A 14,747-nucleotide genomic window follows, 5' to 3' on the forward strand; every position below is an offset into this window, starting at 1 on the left:
CCGAAGATATGATCGAAGGCCTCGGCGGTTGACTTGGAGCAGCGTGATTACACGGCGATCGCAAAGCAGTATGCGCGCGACGTCATCAGCGGGAAGCTACCCGCATGCAAGTCGATCAGGCTCCAATGCCAGAGGTTCCTGGACGATCTGAAAGCGCAGAAGAGGAAAGAATTTCCCTTCAGGTTCGATCCGGCGAAAGCTGCCAGGATCTGCAAATTCATCGAGCGGCTTCCGCACTCCAAGGGCAAGTGGGCTCGGGAAAAGAACAACACGATCCGGCTCGAGCCGTGGCAGGTCTGGATCCTCAGCTGCTCTTACGGGTGGCTTTATAAGGGTGGCGCGCGGGCAGGGACGCGCCGGTTTCGGCGCCTGTTCGTCGTCGTACCTCGCAAGAACGGCAAGTCGGCCATCGCGGCGGGCGTCGGGCTTTATATGTTCTGCGCCGATGGAGAGTTCGGAGCCGAAGTCTATTCGGGCGCGACCAACGAGAAGCAAGCCTGGGAGGTTTTCAAGCCGGCCCAGTTGATGGCCAAGCGCACTCCGGCGCTGCTCCATCGGTTCAGCATCGAGGTCAACGCCAAGAACCTCGCCATCATCGAAGACGGTTCGAAGTTCGAGACGATCATCGGCGACCCGGGCGACGGGCAGAGCCCGAGCTGCTCGATCCACGACGAATACCACGAGCACCCGGACGACGGGCAGGTAAGCACGATGGAGACGGGCATGGGCGCCCGAGAGCAGCCCATGCAGCTGCTGATCACCACTGCTGGCGACAATCTTGCCGGGCCCTGCTACGCCGCGATCCAGGAAGAGCGCGCGAAGCTGGCTGGGATAGGCCACAATGGCGGACCACCGCTGGAAGATGAGACGTTCTTCGTCGAATACACGATCGACGAGGACGACGACTGGAAAAGCGAGGCCGCGCTACGAAAGGCCAACCCGAATTTCGACGTCTCCGTATCCGGCGATTTCCTCCGCGCCCGACAGCGCGATGCAATAGCGACGCCGCGAAAAGCCGGGGCGTTCAAAACGAAGCATCTCAATCTCTGGGTGGCCGCGAAGGCAGCCTATTTCGATATCGAGGCATGGAGGAGGTGCAGGGACCCCGACATTCCGATGAAGCCGGTCGAGGCGGTGGAACTGGAGCGGTTACGCGGCAGACGATGCATCGCCAGCCTCGACCTCGCGTCGAAGGTCGATATCGCTGCCTTGGAGCTTCTCTTCCCGCCCATCGGCGCGAAGGCGACGATCGATGATCCATACATCCGGATCGGGTTCTACTTCCTGCCGGCCGAAACGGTGTTGAAGGTCGAAGCCTATCAGAACTGGGACGCGCTCGAGCTGATCAACGTCACCGACGGTCAGATCATCGACTATGACGAGATCCTCGAGGTGCTGCGGGAAGTGCGCGGGTACTTCACGCTCGAGCAGGTTGCATACGATCCGCACCAGGCGACCATGCTGGTCACCACGATGATGAGGGAAGGCTTCCCGGTCGTGGAAGTCCGACCGAACGTGCTCAACTTCAGCGAGCCGATGAAAGAGCTCGATGCCCTTACCCGGGCCGGGACCATCGCGCATAGCGGTGACCCGGTGATGGAATGGGAAATGAATAACGTGGTCGCGCAAGCGGACGCGAAGGACAACGTTTACCCGCGCAAGCCGCGCGAAGAGGCGAAGATCGACAATCCGGTCGCGTTGATAGCGGCGCTCGCCGTGGCGATGACCAAAGAGGAGGAAGACGTGCCGACCTCCCCTTGGGACGATCCCGAATACGCGCTCAACGGAGCCGACAGCGAATGAGCTTTATCGACCGCTGGCTCGGCCGCGGGGAGCAGCGTTCGATCGAAAACCCGTCGATCCCCGTAAGTGCTTCCTTCGAGGAGCTGATGGGGTTTTTCGGAATCCTCGAGCGGAACAATGCGCTTCCGATCATCTCGACCGAGGCAGCCCTGCAGGTTCCCGTCGTCTGGTCGATCGTCAACTTCCTCCCCCGCACACTGGCATCGCTTCCACTGCATACGTTCAAGGCGGGAGAGAACGGTGATCGAGTAAACGATCCGCGCGCGCAGTTGCTGTCCTTCGCTCCCAACCCGGAAGAAACAAGCTACGCCTGGCGCGTTTATCACTGGCACCAGGTCTTTACCGGCGGGCGCGGTCTCAGCTGGATCGAGCGGTTCAATGGTCGGGCAGTCGGCATCTGGCCCATGAACCCTTCCCTGACCGAGATCAGTCGGCGTAACGGGCGCAAGAGTTACCACTTCGAAGGCCGGACCTATGATGCCACCGATGTGATCGATACGCCCTTCATGATGAAGCGTGATCGCCTCGGCAGCTACAGCCCGATCGCCAAGTGTAACAAGGCGATCAGTCTCGCGATCGCGATGGGCGATTTTGCGGGCGGCTTCTTCGCCGGCGGCGGGGTGCCGCCGTATGCGCTTGAGGGGCCCTTGCCGAGTGGCGCAGACGCGATGAAGCGCGCCCAAGAACAGATCCAGCGCGCCATCGAGCTGGCTCGCCAGTCTGGTCGTTCATTCTTCGGCATGCCCCCGGGCCACAGTCTGAAGCCGATCGGGATCGATCCGGCCAAGGGTCAAATGACCGAGGCGCGGCTATTCCAGGTACAGGAGTGCGCCCGTATTTGGCAGATGCCTCCCACCTTTGTGGGAGATCTGTCGAAAGGAAGCTTCAGCAATACCGAACAGGAAGACCTCCGGCTCGCAAAGCACCTCGTGATGCAATGGGCCAAGGCGCTCGAAGACGAGCTTACGCTCAAGCTTTATGGCATGCGACCGAGCCGGCGCGTGAAGCATGGTCTCGATGGCCTCCAGCGCGGAGCATTCAAGGATCGCTCCGAGGCGCTCGCCCGTGCCATCATGACCGGACAGCTGACGCCGAACGAATCGCGCGCGCTCGAGAACCGGCCGCCCAAGGAGCACGGCGACCAACTCTACATTCAACAGGCGACCGTCCCGCTCGGAACAAAGCCTGGAATTGGACACAACGGCGGGCCCGCGCTCGATGACGATACAGACGAGGAGGATGGCGCCGATGCCGGCACCCAAGAGTAACGACGGGCGCGAACTGCGCACCCTCACCAAAGGGCTCGAGCTGCGGTTCGCTCAAAGTGATGGGCAGTCGTCGACTACGAAGGGATATGCCTGCCTCTTCGACAACGTGACGTCGATCGGCGGCTACTGGCAGGAGCGATTCTCGCGCGGCGCTTTCGCGAAGTCGCTCGGTGAGCGGGACGTTGTCGCGCTACACAGCCACGATGACGGGCGACCGATGGGGCGCATGAGCCGCGATACCCTGCGCATTCAGGAAGACGACAAGGGTCTGCTTTTCGAAAACGACTTGCCCGACACGCAGGACGGCCGCGATCTCGCAACGTCGATCGACCGCGGCGATATCGAGGGGATGAGCTTCCGCTTCCGCGCGCTCAAGGAGGAATGGGACGAAACCCAGGACCCTCCGATGAGAACGGTGATCGAAGCGGAGCTTTACGAGATCACCTATACGGCTTTCCCGGCTTATCCCGATACGGAGGTCGGCATGCGCAGCCTTGAGCATTCGCGACAGGATCGCCGGGATCAGAACAAGGTGGCTGCCTGCAGTCGGATAGCCGCGCGGCGCGCGCGTCAGGCGCAGGCGGAACGGGGCATCCGCCCCAAGTAATCACCGGGCCCGTCCCGAGGCGGCGATGCAAGTGCTTCGCCCTTTCTGCCCCGCTTCGGCGGGGTTTTTCAGTCCCAGAGGTGACAAATGACCCTGAAGGAAATGCAGGAAAAGCGGGAAAAGCTCGTCGCGGACGCGCGCGCCGCTCTCGAAGAGATCAACAAGAACACGGACGAGAGCCGCACGGCCGAGCTCGAAGCACGTCATGACAAGATCATGGACGAGCTCGACAAACTGGACGCGAATATTGCCCGCGAGGAGCGCGTTGCCGTAGCCGAGCGCGTTCAGGAAGAGCGCCGCGCCGCGCAGCGCCCGGCCGGTCGTGACGGGACGGTTCGTGGTGCCGACGATGTCGAGGAACCGACGAGCGAAGAACGCGCCGCACAATACCGCTCTGCCTTTGCCCGATTTGTCTGCGGTGCGGAGCTGAGTACGGAAGACCGCGCGTTGCTGCGCAGCTTCGAACAGCGCATCCAGAACACCGGCACCCCCGCAGATGGCGGTTACACAGTTCCTGTCACCTTGATGGCCGAAATTATCAAGTCGATGAAGGACTGGGGTCCGATGTTCGACGAGGACATCGCGCGGGTGATTTCGACCAGCGGGGGTGGCACCATGACGTTCCCGACTATCGACGACACTGCCGGAACCGCTGGCGCTCATGCCGAGGGCGGCGCGGTGACCGACGATGGCGGTGCCGACGCGGCATTCGGAGCGAAATCGCTCGGCGCCTTCAGCTTCGACACTGAATGGATCCGCTGGAGCTGGGAACTCGATGAAGACTCGATCTTCTCGATGGAAAGCCTCCTCGGTTCGCTTCTCGGTGAACGGTGCGGCCGAAAGGGCAATCAGCAGCTGACCGTCGGCACCGGCGCAGGCCAGGCTCATGGCATCGTAACGGCCTCCTCGCTCGGGAAAACGGCAGCTTCTGCTACTGCGATCACCTCCGACGAGCTGATCGATCTCCAGCATTCGGTCAATGCGGCCTATCGTCGCAGTCCGAAGTGTCGCTGGCAGTTCGCCGACGATACGCTGAAGGCGATCCGCAAGCTCAAGGACGGCCAGGGCAACTATCTCTGGCAGCTCGGCGACATCCGCGTGAACGAGCCCGACAAGCTGCTCAGCAAACCGTACTCGATCAACGATGACGTGCCGGCGATCGCGACCGGTGCGCGCGCGATCATTTTCGGCGATCACAGCAAGTACTTCGTCCGGAAGGTGGGCAAGGTCCGCACCATCGTCGCCCGCGAGCGCTTCGCGCCCGATCTCGGCATCCTCGGCGTCATGCGTCTGGATGGCGAGCTGGCCGATACCGCTGCGGTGAAGCACCTCAAGCTGGCATAACGCCGAGCAAATCAGCCGGGCAGGCGCAATCCTGCCCGGCTTTTCTCCGAACGCCGGTCGCGGCCTTCCGAGAAGGGAGATACCCATGCGCAATTTGAAGATGCTGACTGGCCTTTCCGGCCCGGAACTTACGCTCTCGCCCGGCGACGAGCACGAGTTCGAGGATGCCGAAGCCGACCGTCTTATTGAGGCCGGCTTCGCAACCGAAGCTGAAGCTGCAAAGCCTGCCGCCCCGGCGAAGAAGCCTCGCGCGAAAGCCTAACCGATGGCCTGGAGCGCGCCAACGACGGTGACACCGCCCGGAGCGGCTGCAGTGACGCTGGCGGCCGCCAAAGAATACCTCGTTATCGAGGACGATGCGCTCGACGGTACGATCGAAGGGTTCATCACCGCCGCCGCCGGCAAGATCGAGGACACAACTTCGACGCGGCTTGTCGAGCAGACAGTGGAATTACTCGCAGACAGCTTTAGCGATCTGTCTCTCTTGCCGATTGGCCCAGTGCTCGAAGTCGCGGAGCTCACGTATCTCGATCCCAATGGTGCCGAGCAGCCACTGGAGAACAGCGATTTCGAGTTGTTCGGCGCCGGTCTCGAGCGAGGCATTCGTCCAGCCTTCGGCCAGCGCTGGCCGAGCGCGGCAAAATGCAAGGGAGCGGTGCGCGTCGTCGTCAGCGTGGGTTACGAAGCTCTGCCCATGCCGCTCTGGCTTGCCATCCTGCAGATGGTGGGGGCCATGTTCGCCAATCGGGAAGAACCCGGCGGCGTACCGGTCCCGATCGATGCGCTAGTGAACCACCGCGTATGGGGTTGAATATCGGCGCGGGCGAACTTCGGCACCGTATCACCATCCGCCGGTCGGAAGAGGTGCAGAACGCCAAGGGCGGTTTCGATACCGCTTGGTCGGACGTTGCCACCGTGCGGGCCAAGATCGAGGGTCTGGACGGGCGCGAGAGCATGATGGCGCAAGCGCTGCAGGGCATCTCGAGCTATCGCATCACGATCCGCTATCGCGCGGGGATCAGGGCGAGCGATCAGATCCGGCTTTCCGATGGGAGCACGCTCAACATCACGGCGCCGCCGGCGGATCCGGACGGGCGCCGGCGCTGGCTGACGATCATGGCCGATAGCGGCAGCGTGCGGAGCGAGATATGACCGCGCCGCTATCCCGGCGCATGTCGGAGGCGCTGATCGCGAACTATGCGTTTTTCGCCGCCTTGCCGGAGGAAGCGCGGGAGCGGCTGAAGACGGGCATGGCCGAGCTGGGGCAGGATGTCCTGGAGGCGCAGCAGCAATCGGCGCCGGTCTATTCGGGGCCGGAGCGTAAGGGCGTGGTCCCGGGGCTGCTCAAGAGCGAGCTGACGGTCGCGGAGGCGTTCGCGAACCTGCGGGTGCGGATCGGGTTTCCGCAGCTTCGCGGCAAGCGGTCGAAGATCTGGTACGCAATCGTGATGGAGTACGGGCGCCAGGCGCGCGAGGTGCCGATGCGGCGGCTGAAGAATGGCGCGCGATCGGAGTGGCGCAGCCGGATCGGGGCGGGGACCGCCAGGGCAGGGCTGAAACCGGACGATCTGCTGACCGCGCGCCGGACGATGCGCGTCGGCGCCATCGAACCGCGCCCCTTCGTCCACCAAGAAGAGAGATTTTACGCCGTCGCCGACGCGAAGCTCGCGGAACTCGTCGACGGATTGACCGGGGAGGCAGTGGCCTAGCATGTCCGATCTGCTCGAACCCGCGCAGGATGCGTTGTTCGCGGCTCTGAAGGGCATCGAGGGAGCGGACGGCCTGCCGGAGTTCACGGTCTATCAACATGTCCCCGAGGAAGGGCCCGGCGATCCGTTCCGAAACAAGATCGTGGTGGGCCAGCTCGCCAGCGAGAATGCGGAAGGCAAGATCGGGCGCGGCGAAGCTCTCGAGGAGATCTCCGCAGAAATCGGTTTCGTTTATCGCGGCACGGGCCGCGGGCCCATGCTGGCGATGATGCGCGCGGCGCGGGGGGGCCTGCAAAACGGCGGTCTCGAGGCCGAAGGGGCCGAATTCGAAGCGCCACGATGGATATCAGCCGAGGCATCCAACGCGCTTGCCGACGGCGTCACCTACGTCGGCATCCAGCTCTACAGATTTCACGCCGCGCCCGCCTGAGGCGCGTTTTCACTTACCGACCGCCTGAAGGAGGGCACAATGGCACTGAAGCTTGGCCAGAATTATCGCTTGCTCGTCACGGATCCGGCTACGCCGGGCGAATTCCTCACAATCGGCGGCGAGCAGCGTCTCTCACGCACCGATTCCCCGAATGCCATCGATGGCGCGTCGAAGGACGATGGGAATTATCAGGTCGAACTTTACGGCCAGCAGAAAGTCTCGATCACCGTGTCGGGCAAGGTGAAGCTTCCCGACGCGGGCCTGAAGGCGCTCGACGGGCTGGCGAAGGTTGCGGGTTCTTCCGATGTCGTGAAGATCGTGGATACCACGGACGATACCGACGTGTTCGTCTGCGAGATGAGCGTCGGCCAGCGGCAGGTCGACTTCGACAATCAGCAGGTGGCTACCTACAGCTTCAACCTGTCGATCGCGGCCGCGCCGACCACGGACGCGCTGTTCGGCTGATGGCGACGGCTCCCAAGGCGGCGGCGCGCAAGCGCCGCGCGCCGCGATCCGCCGCCAACGCCAATCGCGGCGAGAACACGCTTGTCCTCGGCGGCACGGCCTATGTGCTACGGCCAAGCTATGCCGCGATCACCACGATCGAGGAGCAGCTGGGCCGTTCGTCGATCGAGTTGCTCCGCGCGGCCAACGGAATGGCGCTCAGTTACGAAGATCAGGGCGTCATCGTCGCCGAGCTGGTCCGGGCCGGTGCCGCGAAGGACGACGAGTTCACGCGCAACGTCTCGGCCGAGCGAATGGGCGAGCTAATCTTCGAAGAGGGCAGTGCCCCGGCCTTCGTGGCGATCACCGTCGCGCTGGCGAGCGCGGTTGGCGGCGGGCGTACCGCGGCGGGGGAAGCAAAGCCGGTGACGAAGGCCTGACGCCTAGCGAGCGTCACCGGCGGATGATGGGCACGATGATGGACGCGTTCGGCTGGAGCGCGGACCAGTTCTGGACGGCGACCCCCCATGAGGCGTGGGCGGTCATCGAAGCGCGCCAACGCGCGAACGAGCGATAGGAGACACCATGGCGCGTACCAAGCCGCTGGTGATGGTCATCGATGGCAACGTCGATGGCCTGAAGACGGCTGCGCGCGCTACAAGCAATGTCCTGACCGAACTCGAGAACGGGGCCACCGCCACGCGCGAGGCCTATGTTGAAGAGTTTGATCGCATCGCCAATGTCTCGCAGGCAGCAATGGACCGGATGGCCAAGGGCATCACGGCCGACATCAACCGCATGCGCCGCGAAGCGGAGCAGGCGAGCCGTCTGGGCACAGATTTTAACCCGGCGGCGGGCTTCAACTCGCAGAGCCAGCAGTTGTTCGCTGACAACAGTCGCAAAGCTGCGGCTTTGGCATTTGAGCAAGAAGCGGCCTATCGCGCGGCGGCAGCGGCCGGGGGCGAACTGGGTACGCGCATGGAGCAGGCCGCGAACAGCCTGCTCCTGCATGCGAAGTCCCTTACCCTCGATGCCGATGCAGCCGAGCTGGTCGCTGACGAGCTTCGCAAGGTCGAGACCGCAACGTCCGGCCTCGAAGTGGAGGGCGAGAAGGCGGTAGGGACTTCGGGCGCGATGCGCACCGGCTTCCAGCAAGCTGGCTTTCAAATTTCCGACTTTGCCGTCCAAGTGGGCGGAGGCACATCCGCAATCCGCGCCGGAGCACAGCAGGCGCCGCAGCTGATCCAGGCGCTGGCCCTCATGGGTGGCGGGGCCGATCAGGCGAGCACCCGCTTCGGTCGCTTCGCCGCATTTATGGGCGGGCCATATGGCGCAGCTATCACCGTGGCCGTCTCAATCCTCGGTGCGCTCGCCACCAGCCTTCTCGATACCGAGGATGCGGCGGACGAGGCTGAAGATCGGACCTACGACTTCGGCCGATCTCTCGACTTCCTCTCGCTCAAAGCAGAGTCGGCCCAGGATGCGATTAAGCAGCTTGTGGGTGAAACCGAACGGCTGCTGAAGATCGAAGGTGATTTCAGCAAGCAGGTGGCAGCCAATGCCCAGCGCGCGCTTGTGCAGGGCCAGCAACGTGTCGCGAATGCCCAAGGCGCCCTAGACCGCGCCGAAGCAGCGGACCCGGCGGCTGCAGCGCTCGGCTTAGATATCGGGCCGATCGGCGAAGCACGTGCCGAACTCGAGGCGGCAAAGAAGTTCGTCGCCGAGGCGCGGATTGCGGCGCAGAACGCGCAAATCGGGCTTAGCCAGCGGAGCGTGATAGAAGGCCGCGATCCGTTCAAGGCTCGGCTCAATCGCATCGCCGAGCAAGTCGGCACCCTCGAACAACGGCGTCGGGATTCGATCGACGTCGAGGCACTGGATCCCAGTCTTCGAAATTACGAACTTCGCAAACGGAATGCGATCTACATCTCGGAACCGGAGTACCGTGCAGAGCTTGCTCGCCTGGAGGGTTTGCGCGAAGCGGCCGAGAAGGCGAAGCGCGACAGCGAGCGAACCGACCGGCCTTCGCGCGGCGGGTCGAGTGCGCTCGGGGGTACCGTGGCGCTTCTGAAGGAGCTCTTCCCGGGCGTCCAGATCACGTCGACCACCGGCGGCAAGCACACGAAAGGCAGCGACCACTACGCCGGTCGCGCCGTCGACTTCGTTATCCCGGGCCAGATGAGCGAAGCGGACTTCGAGGGTGTGCGTTCGACGCTCGAACAGGCGGGCGTGCAGATCCGCAGGGGTTCGTCGGGGCGTGAGCAGTTCTTCGGGCCGGGCAATGGTGCGAGAACGAAGAACGATCACAACGACCACTACCATCTCGCCTTCGAAGGAACGCCCTCGCCAGAGGATGCGCGCAAGGTTGAGGAAAAGCGCGATGAGGAAGCGCAGCGAAATCGCCAGGCGCTTGAAGGGGCGCTGCTCGCCTCCAAGGAAGATCAGGCCCGGCTCGCGCGGCTCGGCGTCACCGACGCGGCGAGGTTGGCCGAGCTGGATATCGCGGCGATCGACGCGGCGCTGGAGCGCAAGCTGGCGCAGAACGCGAAGCTCGCGCTCGATCATTCAGAGCTCGACGCGCTCGATCGCGCCAATGCCGAGACCGAAAAGCGCGCGGTGGCGGAGAAACTGCGCACGGACCTCGCCGAAAAGGCCCTGACGGAAGAGCGCCGGCGCATCGGCGCGGCCGCTCAGCTGATCGAGATCGAAGGGCAGATGGCCACCTCGACCCGGGAGAAGAAGGCAGCGGCGCAGAAGCTGCTCAATCTGCGGTACCGGGACGACAAGCTGGCAGCGAGCGAGCAATTAGCGCGGGACGGAAATGTCGAAGCCTATCTCGACAATCTCGGCCTGGCTCAGGCCAACAAGAAGGCCGACCAGAACCAGCTCGACAAGACCTTCCAGTCCGACACCGGGCGCTATTTCGACAAGCTGAAGGCCAATGTCGGGGACATGGACGAAGCCTTCGATGGAGTGGCCGCACGCGGTCTGGCCTCGCTCGAGGATGGGCTGGTCGGGCTTATCGACGGGACCGAGAATGTCGCGGGTGCCTTCAAGCGGATGGCCACCTCGATCCTCGCGGATCTGGCGCGTATCGCGATACAGAAGGCTATTCTGTCCGCGTTCGGTATCGGATTTGCGCAAGGCAACGTCCCCGCCAAGGCGACCGGCCATATTCCGGGCTTCGCCAGTGGGGTGATTTCCGGGCCCGGTAGCGGAACCAGCGACAGCATTTTCGCCTGGCATGAAGGCATGGGCCTCATCCGCGTGTCCAACGGCGAATCGATCATCACGGCCAAAGGAACACGCAAGCACCGGGGGCTGCTGAAAGCGATCAACGAGGATACGCTGCCGGCATTTGCGGCGGGAATGATCGGCGAGGTCTCCTATCCCACGATCCCGAGTGCGGCCTCGTTGCGCGAAGGGCGCGCGGCTCCGGTGCATTATTTCGATCTGCGCGGCTCGGTCGTGCTCGAGGAGCTCTTTCAGCAGATGCATCAGATCAGCGCCGCCCACGCCGGCCGTGCTCTTGCGGCCGCGCCGGCGATAGCGATGGACGAGATGGCGCAGACGAATTCACAGCGGATCCCGACGTGAGCTCGATACTGCTCAGCCTTCCACGTGGGATCCGGACCGATCGGCCCCGGATGATAGATTTTGGGGGAGCAATCGTTCCGCCACTCGGGGGAGCCGTCCAGCATCTCGATCGTCTTGGTACCCGCTTCGCGCTTGATCTGACGTTTCCGACGATGCGGACCGAACCTGACGGCCGGATCTGTGCGACGGATCTTTGCAGGGCGAAGCTGGAAGGCGCAATCGCGCCATTCGCGCAGGACGGGCTCGATATCGGCAATCCGGGCAATCCGGTGGTGAATGGTGGCGGTCAGTTCGGCTCCTCGATCGCGCTTCGCGGCTTCACGTCCAACTACACGATGCGTTACGGTCAGGCGCTCAGCTTGGTCGTTGGCGGTCGCCGGTACATCGAATTTGCCGCGGCAACGACGCAGGCGAGCGAAGCAGGCTTCATGCTGCTCCCAGTGTTTCCGATGCTTCGTGCTTCGCCGCCCGATGGTGCGCTCGCGGAAGTGGCCGAGCCGAAGATCGAAGGCAGCCTTTCGGGTAACGAAGTGTCTTGGACGAGGCTGACCTCGCCGCACTGCCAGCTCGGCACCATAACGATCACGGAAGACGAATAATGGGGCAGCTCAACCCGGCGCTGCTCGCCGAGATGCAGAAGCGGCGCTTCACGCTGTTCGGCGCGGTGGAGATCGTCCTGCCGGAGCGAACGGTGCGGCTTCTCGACGGCGCGGGCGAGGTGATGATCGGCGGAGAACGATATCTTGGTCGGGATCCGGAGTGGGGGGTTCTCGCCTACGTCAAAGGATTATCGGATAGCGACGGTGACAGTTCGCCGGCCCCGGTACTCGGCCTCGTGCCTTCGGGCGAGCTCGCATTGTCGCAGATGCTGAACCCGGCGCTGCAGGGTTCGCCCGTCTCGGTCATGATCGGCGCGCTCGATCGTCAGACGGGTTCGCCGATCGGCGAAATGTACGTTCCTTTCACCGGCGAGCTCGATGTCGCCACACCCAGCTGGGATCTGAACCGCCGGGAAGTCGAATTCGCGCTTTCCGGTGTGGGCGAGCGGCTGTTCCAAGTGGAGGAGGGCCGAAGGCTGTCCGACAGTTTTCACCAGACGGTCTGGCCGGGCGAGCTGGGTCTGGCGTTCGTGACCGACGTCGAGAGCACGGTCAATTGGGGCCAGTCGACGTCCAGCACCGCTGGAGGAACGCGCGGCGTCTTCGAGCGCCCGCTCAATCAGGAGGTGAGCCGATAGCGAAGAACAAAGTTCCCGCGCTGGTGAGGCGACGGGACGCAGCCCAGGACGCGCTGGATCACTGGCGTCCGCGAAAATGGCGTATGGGCGAAAGCGACTGCGTGCGTATGTTCGCGCGCCACGCGCGCAAGCTGGGGCACCAGGTGCGCATTCCGCCGGCGCGCAGCTACCGCACGGTGAAAGGTGCCCTCGCCAAACTCGAGGAGCTTGGACACGAAAGCCTGCCGGCAGCAATTGATGCTCTTGGGTTCGAGCGCATCGCGCCGGCGGCCGCGATCGTCGGCGATTTGCTGGAGCTGCCGAGCGAAGACGGCAGATTGCCGGCGCTGGCGATCGCGCTGGGCAACGGGCGGGCGGTGGCATGGCACGAAGGCATTCCGCACGGCGGCGCCGACGTGCTTCAGCCGCTCGAGCTCGTAACAGCCTGGAGGCTCGATCCGCGATGAAAGTCCTGAAGGTGGCAGCCATCGTCGTAGGCGTCGTCGCGCTTGCGGCGACGGGAATCGGCCTGGCGGCGGGTGCCGGCTCGCTGGCGGCCGCTTTCGGGGCCGGCATGAGCACGCTGGGGCTCGGTAGCATCGCAGCGACTATCGGTTCCGGCGCTCTGGCCACGATCGCAATGGCGGCGGTGGCGATGGATATCTCCATGATCGCCGGCGCTCTGGCGCCCAAGCCGAGTGGCGGCGGGAGCCAGACGAAGTGGAAAGCCGATCCTTATGCCGGCATCCCATACGTGATGGGGCGGACCAAGGTCGGCGGCAACCTCGTCTTCAAGCGCGGCCATGGGAAGAACAATAAGTACCTGACCACCGTGACCGCGCTGGGGCTGGGCCCGTTCGCGGCGATCACCGCCACCGCGATGGACAAGACGCCGACGACGTTTGGGGCGAACGGCGCGGCGCTGGGCAAGTACGCAGGCCAGATCTGGCAACGCACCCAGTTGGGCGCGTGCCCCGAGGCGTCTGCGCTGTCTCCGCCGGTCGATGCGCCGCCCGGATGGACAGTCGCGCACAAGCTTTCGGGCCTCGCCGCGGCGATGAACACATTCGCCTACGACGCCCAGAACGAAAACGGGCTCACATCGATTCCCCCGCCGTCCTGGATCGTGCAGGCGGGCCTGGTCTACGATCCTCGGCTCGACAGCACCTATCCGGGCGGATCGGGACCCTGCCGGGCGTATGACGAAAGCACCTACGTCTACAGCGAGGATCCCCATCTTCACGGCCTGACCTGGGCCATGGGCCGATATCAGAACGGGACGCGCGTGGCCGGCATCGGTCCCGATCGCGGACTGACCATCGGGCAGGTGAAGGGGATAGATGTCGCGGCCTTCGTGGAGGGCGCTAATCTCAACCAGGCCCGGGGCTGGAAGATCGGCGGGCAGGTCTACACCCGACCGGATACGCCCTGGAATTCGCTGAAGGCGATGCTGCAGGCCGGCGGAGCGCGCCCGGTCCTGGTTGGCGGGATTATCAGCTGCATCAATCGCGCCCCGCGTGTCAGCCTGGCGACGATCACGCGGGACGATATCGCCGGTGCGTGCAAGTTCGCGGCCACGCAGAAGAAGCGCAGCCGGATCAACGCGATCATTCCGCAGTACCGCAGCGAAGCGCATGACTGGGAAATGGTCTCGGGCAAGCGGGTTTCGGTTTCCGCCTTCGAGACCATGGACGGGGACGAGCGGACGCGCGAACTGCCCTATCCGCTAGTGCAACAGGTCACGCAGGCGTCGCAGATCGCCGCGCTGGACATCTACGAGTTGCGTGAAGCGGGCCCGGGCACCGTACCGCTCAAGCCCTGGTGGCTGAATTACAGGATCGGGGATTGCGTCACCTTCGCACCCGAAGACGGTTTTGCACTCAAGACGCTGGTGACGGGGCGCGGGATCGACGCCCAGACTGGGGCGGTTACGTTCACGCTTCGAGGCGAAACCGATGGTAAGCACGATTATGCCCTTGGGTTGACCGGGACACCGCCGCCGGTCGCGAGCCTGACCTACGCGGATGAGGTCGAGGCGCCAGAAGCTGGCGAATGGCAGGTGCAGGGCGGTCAGCTCAGTGCCGGCGACGTCTCGGTACCGGCGCTGATCGTGACCGGCGCCTGCGCCAATTCCAGTGCCGAGGCGGTCGTCGTCGAATACCGCCTCCATAGCGCCGGTCAGGCCAATAACGCCGGTTGGCAGGGCGCTTCGGTCGGATCGCCTACCCTTACGCGCAAGGAACTGACCTCAGTAACGGGCGGAACCGAATACGATGTCGCGGTGCGCTATCGCGTTCGGGGACGTCTTGGCGCGCGGAGGATCCTTGGC

16 protein-coding genes are annotated in these 14,747 nt (G+C 64.0%); all 16 read left to right on the forward strand.

From position 1 onward, the window contains the following. The first annotated feature begins 33 nt into the window (after positions 1-33). Positions 34-1,803, forward strand: coding sequence for a terminase large subunit (locus tag ACFDTG_RS10070; protein WP_375290906.1), 1,770 nt, complete (start codon positions 34-36; stop codon positions 1,801-1,803). Next, a complete protein-coding gene (locus ACFDTG_RS10075) occupies positions 1,800-3,071 on the forward strand; it encodes a phage portal protein (RefSeq protein ID WP_375290907.1) in 1,272 nt (423 codons plus the stop codon). Before ACFDTG_RS10070 ends, ACFDTG_RS10075 begins: the two co-directional genes overlap by 4 nt. Beyond that, a complete protein-coding gene (locus tag ACFDTG_RS10080; protein WP_375290908.1) occupies positions 3,052-3,678 on the forward strand; it encodes an HK97 family phage prohead protease in 627 nt (208 codons plus the stop codon). Before ACFDTG_RS10075 ends, ACFDTG_RS10080 begins: the two co-directional genes overlap by 20 nt. Before the next feature lie 87 nt (positions 3,679-3,765). Continuing rightward, positions 3,766-5,022, forward strand: coding sequence for a phage major capsid protein (locus ACFDTG_RS10085; protein WP_375290909.1), 1,257 nt, complete (start codon positions 3,766-3,768; stop codon positions 5,020-5,022). A gap of 85 nt (positions 5,023-5,107) precedes the next feature. Continuing rightward, positions 5,108-5,284: a hypothetical protein gene (locus ACFDTG_RS10090; protein ID WP_375290910.1), complete on the forward strand. Its 177-nt coding sequence runs from the start codon at positions 5,108-5,110 to the stop codon at positions 5,282-5,284. Between the two features lie 3 nt (positions 5,285-5,287). Beyond that, on the forward strand, positions 5,288-5,833 hold the full coding sequence (locus ACFDTG_RS10095) for a hypothetical protein (protein ID WP_375290911.1): 546 nt from the start codon (positions 5,288-5,290) through the stop codon (positions 5,831-5,833). Then, complete coding sequence (locus ACFDTG_RS10100; protein ID WP_375290912.1) at positions 5,824-6,174, forward strand: phage head closure protein; 351 nt, start codon at positions 5,824-5,826, stop codon at positions 6,172-6,174. Before ACFDTG_RS10095 ends, ACFDTG_RS10100 begins: the two co-directional genes overlap by 10 nt. Next, complete coding sequence (locus tag ACFDTG_RS10105) at positions 6,171-6,731, forward strand: hypothetical protein (RefSeq protein ID WP_375290913.1); 561 nt, start codon at positions 6,171-6,173, stop codon at positions 6,729-6,731. Before ACFDTG_RS10100 ends, ACFDTG_RS10105 begins: the two co-directional genes overlap by 4 nt. Before the next feature lies 1 nt (position 6,732). Further along, positions 6,733-7,161, forward strand: coding sequence for a hypothetical protein (locus ACFDTG_RS10110; protein WP_375290914.1), 429 nt, complete (start codon positions 6,733-6,735; stop codon positions 7,159-7,161). A 39-nt stretch (positions 7,162-7,200) separates the two neighbouring features. Further along, entirely contained in the window at positions 7,201-7,626 is a 426-nt protein-coding gene (locus tag ACFDTG_RS10115) for a phage tail tube protein (RefSeq protein ID WP_375290915.1), read from the forward strand. Further along, complete coding sequence (locus tag ACFDTG_RS10120; protein ID WP_375290916.1) at positions 7,626-8,045, forward strand: GTA-gp10 family protein; 420 nt, start codon at positions 7,626-7,628, stop codon at positions 8,043-8,045. Before ACFDTG_RS10115 ends, ACFDTG_RS10120 begins: the two co-directional genes overlap by 1 nt. A 145-nt stretch (positions 8,046-8,190) precedes the next feature. Then, entirely contained in the window at positions 8,191-11,202 is a 3,012-nt protein-coding gene (locus ACFDTG_RS10125; RefSeq protein ID WP_375290917.1) for a hypothetical protein, read from the forward strand. 152 nt (positions 11,203-11,354) lie between these two features. Next, a complete protein-coding gene (locus ACFDTG_RS10130) occupies positions 11,355-11,801 on the forward strand; it encodes a hypothetical protein (protein WP_375290918.1) in 447 nt (148 codons plus the stop codon). Further along, on the forward strand, positions 11,801-12,439 hold the full coding sequence (locus tag ACFDTG_RS10135) for a hypothetical protein (RefSeq protein WP_375290919.1): 639 nt from the start codon (positions 11,801-11,803) through the stop codon (positions 12,437-12,439). Before ACFDTG_RS10130 ends, ACFDTG_RS10135 begins: the two co-directional genes overlap by 1 nt. Positions 12,440-12,462: 23 nt before the next feature. Next, positions 12,463-12,885, forward strand: coding sequence for a hypothetical protein (locus tag ACFDTG_RS10140; protein ID WP_375290920.1), 423 nt, complete (start codon positions 12,463-12,465; stop codon positions 12,883-12,885). Next, positions 12,882-14,747 (forward strand): hypothetical protein (locus tag ACFDTG_RS10145; RefSeq protein ID WP_375290921.1); only part of this gene is annotated, 1,866 nt, incomplete at its 3' end. The genes ACFDTG_RS10140 and ACFDTG_RS10145, both read left to right, overlap by 4 nt.

Origin of the sequence: Qipengyuania sp. (assembly GCF_042095715.1) — a bacterium.
In the GTDB taxonomy this organism is placed as follows: domain Bacteria; phylum Pseudomonadota; class Alphaproteobacteria; order Sphingomonadales; family Sphingomonadaceae; genus Qipengyuania.